The 10372-nt window shown below is 69.9% G+C and carries 9 protein-coding genes and 1 pseudogene; 6 read left to right on the top strand and 4 right to left on the bottom strand.

The window, feature by feature from the left end; genetic code table 11:
• Positions 1 to 211, bottom strand: a pseudogene (locus ACFVW8_RS28980) (adenosylcobinamide kinase/adenosylcobinamide phosphate guanyltransferase); the annotation flags it as partial.
• 127 nt (positions 212 to 338) lie between these two features.
• On the opposite strand from ACFVW8_RS28980, the gene ACFVW8_RS28975 reads away from it, so the two are divergent.
• On the top strand, positions 339 to 584 hold the full coding sequence (locus ACFVW8_RS28975; protein ID WP_389695075.1) for a hypothetical protein: 246 nt from the start codon (positions 339 to 341) through the stop codon (positions 582 to 584).
• Between the two features lie 75 nt (positions 585 to 659).
• Here ACFVW8_RS28975 and ACFVW8_RS28970 read toward each other — a convergent pair whose 3' ends face one another.
• The 3 genes from ACFVW8_RS28970 to ACFVW8_RS28960 all read right to left on the bottom strand — a co-directional run bounded on the left by ACFVW8_RS28970 (position 660) and on the right by ACFVW8_RS28960 (position 3561).
• Positions 660 to 1751, bottom strand: coding sequence for a S1C family serine protease (locus tag ACFVW8_RS28970; protein WP_389695073.1), 1092 nt, complete (start codon positions 1749 to 1751; stop codon positions 660 to 662).
• 368 nt (positions 1752 to 2119) lie between these two features.
• Positions 2120 to 2872, bottom strand: a complete 753-nt coding sequence (locus ACFVW8_RS28965; protein ID WP_389695103.1) for a class I SAM-dependent methyltransferase — start codon at positions 2870 to 2872, stop codon at positions 2120 to 2122.
• An 89-nt stretch (positions 2873 to 2961) separates the two neighbouring features.
• A complete protein-coding gene (locus ACFVW8_RS28960) occupies positions 2962 to 3561 on the bottom strand; it encodes a DUF3043 domain-containing protein (RefSeq protein WP_389695071.1) in 600 nt (199 codons plus the stop codon).
• A 295-nt stretch (positions 3562 to 3856) separates the two neighbouring features.
• Between ACFVW8_RS28960 and ACFVW8_RS28955 the strand changes: the two genes are divergently transcribed.
• The 5 genes from ACFVW8_RS28955 (at position 3857) to ACFVW8_RS28935 (ending at position 10365) form a co-directional block, all read left to right on the top strand.
• The gene (locus ACFVW8_RS28955) at positions 3857 to 4639 is read left to right on the top strand and encodes a PspA/IM30 family protein (RefSeq protein ID WP_389695069.1); all 783 of its coding nucleotides are present in this window, start codon (positions 3857 to 3859) and stop codon (positions 4637 to 4639) included.
• A 9-nt stretch (positions 4640 to 4648) separates the two neighbouring features.
• On the top strand, positions 4649 to 4927 hold the full coding sequence (locus ACFVW8_RS28950) for a hypothetical protein (RefSeq protein ID WP_389695067.1): 279 nt from the start codon (positions 4649 to 4651) through the stop codon (positions 4925 to 4927).
• 159 nt (positions 4928 to 5086) lie between these two features.
• Entirely contained in the window at positions 5087 to 6349 is a 1263-nt protein-coding gene (locus ACFVW8_RS28945; protein WP_389695065.1) for a sensor histidine kinase, read from the top strand.
• The gene (locus ACFVW8_RS28940; protein ID WP_389695063.1) at positions 6346 to 7041 is read left to right on the top strand and encodes a response regulator; all 696 of its coding nucleotides are present in this window, start codon (positions 6346 to 6348) and stop codon (positions 7039 to 7041) included. Before ACFVW8_RS28945 ends, ACFVW8_RS28940 begins: the two co-directional genes overlap by 4 nt.
• Positions 7042 to 7206: 165 nt before the next feature.
• Complete coding sequence (locus tag ACFVW8_RS28935; RefSeq protein WP_389695061.1) at positions 7207 to 10365, top strand: efflux RND transporter permease subunit; 3159 nt, start codon at positions 7207 to 7209, stop codon at positions 10363 to 10365.
• Positions 10366 to 10372: the final 7 nt, after the last annotated feature.

Raw genomic sequence — 10372 nt, 5'->3', positions numbered from 1 at the left:
GCAGTACCTGGCGTACGCCGGTGAGCGAATGCCCCGCGCGGGCGGCGGCGAACACAGCCCCGGGGGTGAGGTCGAGCAGCAGGGCGTCGTCGATCAGCAGGGCGGTCGCGGCCCGGCTGCGCACCCCGCGGGCGGTGGCGCAGGCGGCGCAGGGGCATTCGGGCCGCGGCAGCCCGTCGGGGGCTCCGGTGCCGAGCAGAGTCAGTTCCACGATCCGATCCTCCCGCGTACCCGCACCGGGTGCGCGATGTGGGGTGCGCCCGGCGCGCCCGGCCCCCTCCCGCCCCGGTCCGGAGCCACTAGGCTGCGGACCGTAACAAGTGACCCAGGAGGCGGACATGGCGTGGACGTGGCGGTTCGAGAAGTCCGACGGTACGGAGACGGAGCCGGCCCTGCGGCCGGAGGAATTCACGACGCAGGGCGACGCGGAGTCCTGGATCGGTGAGTACTGGAAGGAACTCCTCGACGGCGGGGCGGACCAGGTGACGCTCTTCGAGGACGCGACGAAGATCTACGGGCCGATGAGCCTCCAGGCCGAGCAGCCCGAGCAGCCCGAGCCGGCCGAGCCGGCCGAGCAGAGCTGACCCGGACGGCCGCCGGGCCGGCCCGAAGGGGCCCGTCCGGCGGCCGTCGTCCGCATACCTGGTGGATTCCCGCTCTCAGATCTCGCCCAGCGTGACGTCCGCGGTCTTCTCCGCGTCGCTGCGCTGATAGGTCAGGGTGACCTTCTGGCCCGGCTTGTCCGCGGCCAGCGCCTCGGACAGGGAGGTGATGGTGGTGACCTTCGTGTCGCCGATCTTGGTGATGATGTCGCCGACCCGCAGGCCCGCCTTCTGTGCCGCGCCGCCCTTGGAGACGCTGACGAGGGCCACCCCCGCCGGCCGGTAGTTGTCGTCGACGACGGTACGGCCGGTGATGTTGAGCCCGGCCCGGCCCGAGTCGGTGACCTTGCCGTCCTTGATGATCTGGTCGGCGACCGTCTTCACCATCGAGACGGGGATCGCGAACCCGATGCCGGGCGCCGCGCTGCCGCCCATCTGCGGGTCCGTCGCCGCCAGCGTCGGGATGCCGATGACCTCGCTGTTGAGGTTCACCAGCGCGCCGCCGCTGTTGCCCGGGTTGATGGCCGCCGAGGTCTGCACCATGTTGGCGATGGTGGCACCGGTGCCACCGCCCGCGCTGCTCTCGCTCACGGTCCGGCCGAGCGCGGAGACGATGCCCTGGGTGACGCTGCTGGAGAGCCCGAGCGGCGAACCCATCGCCAGCACGATCTGCCCCACCGCGACCTTCTCCGAGTCCCCGAACTTCGCGGGCTTCAGCCCCTCGGGCACGTGGTCGAGCTTGATCACGGCCAGGTCCTGCTCGGGATAGGCCGCGACCAGCGAGGCGCTCAGCACCTTCTCGCCGGTGGCCGAGCTGACCTTGAAGGTCTTCTCCTTGCCGACGACGTGGGCGTTGGTGACGATATGGCCCTTGGCGTCGTAGACGATGCCGGAGCCCAGGCTGTCCGAGGCGTCGATCTGCACCACCGACGGCAGCACGTCGTTGATCACGGACTGGTACTCGGTCTGGAGATCGGCGGTGGCCCTCGATGCCGAGCCCTGCTGGGTGGCACCGGACTTCGTCGCGTCCGGCTCGGAGGAGTTCGAGTTCGAGTCGGAGCAACCGCTGACCAGCGCGATTGCACAGAAACCCGCGGTCAGAGGCAGCAGCAGCCGGCGCACACGGCTGCGGGAGTGAGAGGAGTCCATGTCCGGATTATCACTTTTAACCCTACAGGTGACCCGCTGAGCGCACCCGCCCGAGCGTCACCGGCCGCACGGCACATTCAAGCCCGTCCGGCACCACCGACCGACCTGGCGTCATCACCCCGCCCGGCACAATCAAGCGTGTCCGGCACCACCGACCCACCTGAGCGTCATCACTTCTGCCCGGCACCATCAAGCCCGTCCGGCGATTGAGGACGCATTCCAGCCCGCCCGGCGTTTGAGGGCAGTCCTTTTCGGCCCGCCCGGCGCTCGACGGCACCCCACCGCCCGGTGGCCACACATCAAGCCCGTCCGGCGATTGAGGACAGAGCGGCCGCCGGACGACCCCGGCGAACCCACCCCCGCAGGCCCTAGCCCCGCACCCCGCACAGGTGCAGCAACGCCGCCACCCGGCGATAGGGATCCGTCCGCCCCGCCCGGTCCTCCGCGGCCAGCACCCGCTCCAGCTCCGCCGCGGCCGGCAGCTCCACGTCGTTGCTCACGTTGTCCGTGAAGACCCGCACCCCGTACCAGGTGTGCAGCGGCGCCGCGATCCCGGCGAGCGTCGCGGTGAGGGCATCGAGCCGGTCCGCGCGCACGGACAGGCCGAGCCGGTTGGTGTACCGGTCCGTGTCGAACGCGGCCAGCGCCGCGTCCCAGTCCCCGGCGGCCCCGGCCCGCATCGCCAGCGCGTCCGCGTTGCGTACGAGCAGCGACAGCAGGCCGCCCGGTGCGAGCATCCTCGCCAGCCCTGCCACCATGGCGTCGGGCTCCTGGACATACATCAGCACACCGTGGCAGAGCACCACGTCGAAGCTGCCGGGAAGGAAGTGCACCCCGGTGTCCTGGCCGTTGCCCTCGATGAGCCGGACCCGCTCACGGATCCCGGCGGGCTCGCCGCCGAGCGCCTCACGGGCGATCCGCAGCATCTCGGTGTCGGACTCCAGCCCGGTGACCGAGTGACCGGCACGGGCGAGGCGCAGCGCCTGCGTGCCCTGGCCCATGCCGACGTCCAGGATGCGCAGTCGCTGCCCGACCGGGAAGCGGGACCCGATCTGCTCGTCCAGCTGCCGGGCGACCAGCTCCTGGCGGACGGTGTTGCGCAGTCCGCCCAGCCCCTTCAGCCAGGCCGGCGAGGCGCCCGAGAATCCGGACACGGCATCACTTGACCGGCCGGCGGACGCACCGCCGGCCGAGCCGAAGAGATCCGTACTCAGGGCCGCTCTCCGCGCTTCGCCTGCGGCTTGGGCAGTCGCAGCCGTCGCATCTGGAGCGTGCGCATCAGGCCGTAGGCGACCGCACCGCGCTTGGGCGTATCCGGGAACCGCTCGTTCAGCTGCTTGCGCAGCCGGAACGTGAGCCCGATCGAGTCGACGACGATCAGCACGATGACGCCGAGCCAGAGCAGCAGCGAGATGTTCTGGATGCCCTGCACCTGGATCACGCTGAGAATCAGGATGATCACGGCGAGTGGCAGGAAGAACTCGGCGATGCAGAAGCGCGAGTCCACGAAGTCGCGGACGAAGCGCCGCACCGGGCCCTTGTCGCGAGCCGGCAGATAGCGCTCGTCACCACTGGCGAGCGCCTCACGCTGTTTGGCCATGTCCACGCGGCGCGCCTCGCGCTGGCGCTTCATGGCCTCCTTGCGGTCGGTCGGCGCTCCACTGGAGGCACGACGGCGCTGCGACTGGGCATCGCTGCGCTTGGGGGTGGGGCGACCTTTGGGGGCCTGCGGGTCGCGGGACGTCTTGGAGAGGTCCGCCGTCACCTTGCCGGTGGGGGCCTTCTCTTCCTTGGAGCGGCTACGGAACACAAGGCCCAAGGGTACGGGGTCGATCGCGGCGACCCCAGACCGGCCGGGAACGATCCGGCAACGGCCTGCGTCTCCAGGAGTGTGCGAGCGGGACGTTTGCGGACTTGTTACCGGTTTCCCCGACCCTCACCTACTCCCTGGGCCGGAGCGGAAGCGGTGGTAGTCGTCCTTGGGGAGGAGCGCATCCTTGCTCGAACAGTGCGGTAATAGAGGCAGGGCCCGTACTGTGGGTTCTGTTGGAGTGCTGGAGCCCAGTTAAGTCAGAAGGGGGCGCGCGAAGCCCATGAGCGGTGTCATGAAGCGTATGGGGATGATCTTCCGCGCGAAGGCAAACAAGGCCCTGGACCGGGCCGAGGATCCGCGCGAGACCCTCGATTACTCGTACCAGAAGCAGCTGGAGCTGCTTCAGAAGGTGCGCCGCGGTGTCGCCGATGTGGCGACCTCGCGCAAGCGTCTGGAGCTGCAGCTGAACCAGCTGCAGGGCCAGACCTCGAAGCTGGAGGACCAGGGCCGCAAGGCACTCGCGCTCGGCCGCGAGGACCTGGCCCGCGAGGCGCTGTCGCGCCGAGCCGCCCTCCAGCAGCAGGTCACGGACCTGGAGACGCAGCACACCACGCTGCAGGGTGAGGAGGAGAAGCTCACTCTCGCGGCCCAGCGGCTGCAGGCCAAGGTCGACGCCTTCCGTACCAAGAAGGAAACGATCAAGGCCACCTACACGGCGGCCCAGGCACAGACCCGGATCGGGGAGGCCTTCTCAGGCATCTCCGAGGAGATGGGTGATGTCGGCATGGCCATCCAGCGGGCCGAGGACAAGACCCAGCAGCTGCAGGCGCGCGCCGGTGCGATCGACGAGCTGCTCGCCTCCGGCGCCCTGGACGACCCGACCGGCACGGCGAAGGACGACCTCACCGCCGAGCTGGACCGGATCTCCGGTGGTACGGATGTGGAGCTGGAGCTGCAGCGCATGAAGGCCGAACTGGCCGGCGGCTCCTCCTCGCAACAGGCCATCGAGGGCGGACCGCAGGATGCCGCCCAGCAGCAGCAGCCCCAGTCCCCGCACAAGTTCGACAAGAATTAAGGCAGCGTCATGATCGTACGGATCATGGGGGAGGGCCAGGCAGTTCTGGCCGACAGCCATCTCGCCGAGCTCAACAAGCTCGACAACGAATTGCTCGCCGAAATGGAGAGTGGCGACGGCTCCGGCTTCCGCTCGACTCTCCACGCGCTCCTCGCCAGGGTGCGCGAACTCGGCACACCCTTGCCGGACGACTCCCTGGAGCCGTCCGAGCTGATCCTGCCGTCGCCCGACGCGACCCTCGAAGAGGTGCGCGCCATGCTCCGTGACGACGGTCTGATTCCCGGCTGACACCCGGCAGCTCCAGCACCCGCACGACGATGCCCCGCGCCCGGTCCGCCGGGCGCGGGGCATCGCCGTGCGTACGGCGGGGGCTCGGCCGTCCGCCGTGGCTGCCTCTCACCGCCGGCCGGCCGGATTCCCGCGCGACACGCCGTAACGTAGCTTGACGTGACCACCCTCGGAACCGGCGCTCTGCGCGTCCGGCACTGGCTGCGCGATCATCCCCTCGCGCTGGACGGAGCGCTCGCCCTCTGCGTGCTCGCGTCCATGATCATTGGTTCGTTCGCCGATCCGAACGGGCACCACGAACCCACCTTCGGCACCCGCACGCCGCAGGCGAGCAGTGTGCTCCTGATGGTGCTGGGAGCCCTGGCCCTGGTCTACCGGCGCCGCCATCCGATGGCCGTGCTCGTCGCCACCAGCGGGCTGACGGTCGTCGAGCTGCTGCTGGTGGACCCGCCGGCCCCGGTCGTGTTCAGCGTGGTCATCGCGCTCTACACGATCGCCGCCCGCACCGACCGGCCGACCACCTGGCGGGTCGGGCTGCTGACGATGGCCGCGCTCACCGCGGCCGCGATGCTCTTCGGGTCGGCTCCCTGGTACAGCCAGGAGAACTTCGGTGTCTTCGCCTGGACGGGCATGGCGGGCGCCGCGGGGGACGCGGTGCGCTCCCGGCGCGCGTTCGTCGACGCGATCAGGGAGCGTGCCGAACGGGCCGAGCGGACCCGTGAGGAGGAGGCCGGGCGGCGGGTGGCCGAGGAGCGGCTGCGGATCGCCCGCGATCTGCACGACGTCGTCGCCCACCACATCGCGTTGGTCAATGTGCAGGCCGGCGTCGCCGCCCACGTCATGGACAAGCGCCCCGACCAGGCCAAGCAGGCCCTCGCCCACGTCCGTGAGGCGAGCCGCTCCGCACTCAACGAGCTGCGGGCCACCGTCGGACTGCTGCGTCAGTCCGGCGACCCCGAGGCGCCGACCGAACCCGCCCCCGGCCTCGCCGTCCTCGACGCGCTGGTGGAGACCGTGCGCCAGGCCGGGCTGCCCGTCGAGGTGGCCTGCGTGCCCGGGGACCGGCCGCCGCTGCCCGCAGCGGTGGACCTGGCGGCGTACCGGGTGATCCAGGAGGCGCTGACCAATGTGCGCAAGCACGCCGGCCCCGGCGCGAAGGCCGAGGTGAGTGTCGTACGGGTCGGGGTCACGGCCGAGGTCATGGTGCTCGACAACGGCCGGGGAAATCCGGACGGCGAGGGCGACGGGGGCGGCCACGGACTGCTCGGCATGCGGGAACGGGTCACCGCCCTCGGCGGCACCCTCACCGCGGGCCCCCGTTACGGCGGCGGTTTCCGCGTCCATGCGATCCTGCCGGTCAAGGCCCTTCCGCAGCAGTCGGAGCAACCGGACGCGGTGGGCCGGACGGGGGAGAACGCATGACACCGGCCATCAAGGTCCTGCTCGCCGACGACCAGGCACTGCTGCGCAGCGCGTTCCGGGTGCTGGTCGACTCGGAGCCCGACATGCAGGTCGTGGGCGAGGCCGCGGACGGCGCCCAGGCGGTGGAGCTGGCCCGCTCGACACGCGCCGACGTGGTGCTGATGGACATCAGGATGCCCGGTACGGACGGGCTCACCGCGACCCGGATGATCAGCGCCGACCCGGATCTCGCGGACGTACGCGTGGTCATGCTGACCACGTTCGAAGTGGACGAGTACGTGGTGCAGTCGCTGCGGGCCGGTGCATCGGGCTTCCTGGGCAAGGGGGCGGAGCCGGACGAGCTCCTCAACGCCATCCGGATCGCCGCGGGCGGCGAGGCGCTGCTCTCACCGGCCGCGACCAAGGGTCTGATCGCCACGTTCCTCGCGCAGGGCGGCAGTTCGGGCGGAGAGGGGCCGGGGGCCGCCGAGTACTCCGAGCGCCTCGCGGCCCTCACCACACGGGAGCGCGAGGTACTTGTCCTGGTCGCGGGCGGACTCTCCAACGACGAGATCGCCGAACGCCTGGTGGTCAGCCCGCTCACCGTGAAGACCCATGTGAACAGGGCGATGGCCAAGCTGGGAGCCCGGGACCGGGCCCAATTGGTGGTAATAGCCTACGAATCGGGCCTTGTCCGCCCCAGGGTGGAGTGAGGGTGCAGCCGCGGCGTACTCCACCTGCGGTATGCGCCCGATAAGAAAGCGACCTGCGACCGACGCTTTCGGTCCAGGGGGTGGGCGATCGTATAGGTGGGCCGGGTCTGTCCCCGAGTTACCCAGCCCACCTGCCGCGTAAGCCACAGAAGAGAGACCTCACCCATGTCCTGGCTGTCCAGATTCAGCCTCGCGCAAAGGGCCCTGATCGGGCTGATCTCGATCGTCGCGCTCGTGTTCGGAGCGATTGCGATCCCGCAGCTCAAGCAGCAGCTGCTGCCCACCATCGAACTCCCGATGGTGTCGGTGCTCGCCCCCTATCAGGGCGCGTCCCCCGATGTGGTCGAGAAGCAGGTCGTCGAACCGCTCGAGAATTCGATCAAGTCCGTCGACGGCGTCACCGGAATGACCTCGACCGCCAGCGAGGGCAACGCCGTCATCATGGCGTCCTTCGACTTCGGCGACGAGGGCACCAAGCAGCTCGTCGCCGACATCCAGCAGGCGGTGAACCGCGCCCGCATCCAGCTGCCCGACGATGTGGACCCGCAGGTCATCGCCGGCTCGACGGACGACATCCCGACCGTCGTCCTCGCCGTCACATCCGGCAAGGACCAGCAGGCGCTCTCCGACCAGCTGGACCGTACCGTCGTCCCCGCACTGGAGGACATCGACGGCGTCGGCCAGGTGTCCGTCGACGGTGTGCAGGACCTCCAGGTCTCCATCACCCCCGACGACAAGAAGCTGGCCGAGGCCGGGCTGAACGCGTCCTCGCTCGCCCAGGCGCTCCAGTCGGGCGGCGCGACCGTCCCGGCCGGCTCCTTCTCCGAGTCGGGCAAGAGCCGCACCGTCCAGGTCGGCGGCGCCTTCACCTCCCTGAAGCAGATCGAGGACCTGCGGGTCACCGGCCAGAACCCTGCGGGCAAGCCCGGCAAGGCGGTCCGGGTCGGTGACATCGCGACGGTGAAGCAGGAGCCCTCCACCGCGGTCTCCATCACCCGCACCAACGGCAAGCCGAGCCTCGCCGTCATGGCGACGATGGACAAGGACGGCAGTGCCGTCGCCATCTCGGACGCGGTCAAGGACAAGCTCCCGGACCTGCGCAAGGACCTCGGCGCCGACGCCAAGCTGACCGTTGTCTCCGACCAGGGCCCCGCGGTCTCCAAGGCGATCTCGGGTCTGACCACCGAGGGCGCGCTCGGCCTGCTCTTCGCGGTCATCGTGATCCTGGTCTTCCTGGCCTCGCTCCGTTCGACCCTGGTCACCGCGGTCTCCATCCCGCTCTCCGTGGTCCTCGCGCTCATCGTGCTCTGGACCCGTGACCTGTCGCTCAACATGCTCACCCTGGGCGCGCTGACCATCGCGATCGGCCGGGTCGTCGACGACTCGATCGTCGTCCTGGAGAACATCAAGCGTCACCTCGGCTACGGCGAGGAGCGCCAGTCCGCGATCATCACCGCGGTGAAGGAAGTGGCCGGCGCGGTCACCTCCTCGACCCTCACCACGGTCGCGGTCTTCCTGCCGATCGGTCTGGTCGGCGGCATGGTCGGCGAGCTCTTCGGCTCGTTCTCCCTGACCGTCACCGCGGCCCTGCTGGCCTCGCTGCTGGTCTCGCTGACCGTCGTCCCCGTCCTGTCGTACTGGTTCCTGCGCGCCCCCAAGGGCAGCGTCGAGGACCCGGACAAGGCTCGTCGCGAGGCAGAGGAGAAGGAAGCCCGCAGCAGGCTCCAGCGGCTCTACGTCCCGGTGCTGCGCTTCGCGACCCGGCGCCGCATCACCAGCATCGTCATCGCCGTCGCCGTGCTGTTCGGCACCTTCGGCATGGTTCCGCTGCTCAAGACCAACTTCTTCGACCAGGGCGAGCAGGAAGTCCTGTCCATCAAGCAGGAGCTCACCCCGGGCACCAGCCTGGCGGCCGCCGACGAGGCGTCCAAGAAGGTCGAGAAGCTCCTCAGCGCAGACAAGGCCGTCAAGGACTACCAGGTCACCGTCGGATCGTCCGGCTTCATGGCGGCCTTCGGCGGCAGCACGGGCGCCAACCAGGCCTCCTACCAGGTCACGCTGAAGAACTCGGACGACTACGACGCCGCCCAGAAGCGCATCGAGGAGGGGCTCGGCAAGCTCGACGGCATCGGTGACACCACCATCTCCGGTGGTGACGGCTTCGGCAGCCAGGACCTGAGCGTCGTGGTCAAGTCCGCCGACGCGGACACCCTGCGGAAGGCGTCCGAAAAGGTACGGGCCGAGGTGGCCAAGCTCAAGGACGTCACCGACGTGCAGAGCGACCTGGCGCAGAGCATCCCGCGGATCTCCGTCAAGGCCAACGCCAAGGCGGCCGACGCGGGCTTCACCCAGGCCGCCCTGGGCGCGGCCGTCGCCGGCGCGGTGCAGGGCACTCCGTCCGGCAAGGCGATCATGGACGACACCGAGCGCGACGTCGTCATCAAGTCCGCCCACCCGGCCACCACGATGGACGAGCTGAAGAACATCTCGCTCGGCCCGGTCAAGCTCGGCTCGATCGCCGACGTGAAGCAGGTCCCCGGACCGGTCTCCATGACCCGGATCGACGGCCAGCGCGCCGCGACGATCACCGCCAGGCCCGTCGGTGACAACACCGGCGCGGTCGGCACCGATCTCCAGAAGAAGATCGACGCCCTGGACCTCCCCGACGGCGCCACCGCCACCATCGGCGGCGTCACCGAGGACCAGGACGACGCGTTCATGAAGCTCGGCCTGGCCATGCTGGCGGCCATCGCGATCGTCTTCATGCTGCTGGTGGCCACCTTCCGGTCGCTCGTCCAGCCGCTGATCCTGCTGGTCTCCATCCCGTTCGCGGCGACCGGCGCCATCGGTCTGCTGCTCGTCACCGGCACCCCGATGGGTATCGCGGCGATGATCGGCATGCTGATGCTGATCGGCATCGTGGTGACCAACGCGATCGTGCTGATCGACCTGATCAACCAGTACCGCAGGCAGGGCATGGGCGTCGTCGAGGCGGTCATCGAGGGCGGCCGCCACCGTCTGCGCCCGATCCTGATGACGGCCCTGGCGACGATCTTCGCCCTTCTCCCGATGGCGCTCGGCGTCACCGGCGAGGGCGGCTTCATCTCGCAGCCGCTGGCCGTCGTGGTCATCGGCGGTCTGGTCACCTCGACGCTGCTGACGCTGCTCCTGGTGCCGACGCTCTACGCGATGGTGGAGCTCCGCAAGGAGCGCCGCGCGAAGAAGAAGGCCACCAAGCGTGCCAAGAAGGCCGGTCTCCCGGCCCCGGCCGAGTCGGAGGAGACCACCTCCTCCTCCGAGGAGCCGGAGCCCGCGAAGGCCTGACCCCCGG

Origin of the sequence: Streptomyces sp. NPDC058221 (assembly GCF_042882365.1) — a bacterium.
Classification (GTDB): domain Bacteria; phylum Actinomycetota; class Actinomycetes; order Streptomycetales; family Streptomycetaceae; genus Streptomyces.
This window is presented reverse-complemented; position numbering and strand designations above follow the sequence as displayed.